The organism is Mycobacterium sp. E1715 (genome assembly GCF_001667625.1).
Taxonomy (GTDB): domain Bacteria; phylum Actinomycetota; class Actinomycetes; order Mycobacteriales; family Mycobacteriaceae; genus Mycobacterium.
This window is the reverse complement of the sequence record NZ_LZJJ01000456.1, coordinates 1-520: the sequence shown is the minus strand read 5'-3', so window position 1 is coordinate 520 and position 520 is coordinate 1. Positions and strand designations below refer to the sequence as shown.

At 70.6% G+C, this 520-nt stretch carries 2 pseudogenes; one reads left to right on the top strand and one right to left on the bottom strand.

Annotated features, from left to right (window positions below):
• A pseudogene (locus A9X03_RS28790) lies at window positions 1–133 on the top strand (4'-phosphopantetheinyl transferase); the annotation flags it as partial.
• 4 nt (window positions 134–137) lie between these two features.
• Here A9X03_RS28790 and A9X03_RS23070 read toward each other — a convergent pair.
• A pseudogene (locus A9X03_RS23070) lies at window positions 138–520 on the bottom strand (4'-phosphopantetheinyl transferase); the annotation flags it as partial.

The following is a 520-nucleotide window of genomic DNA, read 5'->3' as shown; positions in this document are numbered from 1 at the left end:
CGGCGGGACGACCGGGGTGTTCGTGTCCAAGATCCTGATCGACGGGCAGGCGCTCGGCGGCCCACCGCTGACCGCGCTGCGGGGCCGGTGGTCGGTGGAGCGGGGACTGGTGCTGACCGCCATCGTGCTATGACGTCGAGCGCCTGCCCGTCGATCAGGATCTTGGACACGAACACCCCGGTCGTCCCGCCGTCGGGCGGGTCGAGGTCGAACACGATGTGGGCGTCCTCGAAACCCAGCCAGCGCTTGGTCAATGGAAACCAGGCCTTGTACGTTGCCTCCTTGGCGCAGAACAGGATTCGGTCCCAGTGCAGGCCCGCGGGCAGCGCCGCCATCTCGTGGCGCTCCTCGGGCAGGCTGATCGCGTTCAGCACGCCGTCGGGCAACACGTCGTGCGGTTCGGCGTCGATGCCCACCGAGCGCACCGCCTCGGTGCGGCCCACGACCGCGCCGCGGTAGCCGGTGCAGTGGGTGAGGCTGCCCACCACGCCGTCGGGCCAGCACGGTTCGCCCTTGTCGC